Genomic DNA, 450 nt, shown 5'->3' on the forward strand with positions numbered 1-450 from the left:
TCGTCGGAGGGATCGACGTGACCGTTGACGTGGGTGACATCGTCGTCTGCGAAACACCTTGTCACCTGGCAGATGGCGTCGGCTTCACGAATGTTAGAGAGGAACTCGTTGCCCATCCCCTCACCTTTGCTAGCGCCTTTGACGATTCCGGCGATGTCGACGAAGGACACCGTCGCAGGAATGGTCTTAGCGGAATGAAACATCTCCGTCAGCACATCGAGGCGCTTGTCCGGCACCCCGACCACGCCAACATTCGGCTCAATGGTCGCGAAGGGGTAGTTCGCCGCCAAGACGTCATTCTTGGTCAGCGCGTTGAACAGAGTCGACTTGCCGGCGTTGGGAAGACCGACGATTCCAATCGTAAGTGCCACGTTCGGCCACTCTACCGTTCAGCCGGCACCCAACCCACTAACCACCTCCCATCAGCGCTCCACACGGGAACGTCGGGTC

The 450-nt window shown here is 59.1% G+C and carries 1 protein-coding gene; it reads right to left on the reverse strand.

What is annotated here, in order from left to right:
* The coding region (locus ACU8YE_RS25180; protein ID WP_446930287.1) for a GTPase at nucleotides 1-371 on the reverse strand (371 nt) is incomplete at its 3' end.
* Nucleotides 372-450: the final 79 nt, after the last annotated feature.

It is taken from the genome of Ralstonia sp. VS2407 (assembly GCF_052950655.1).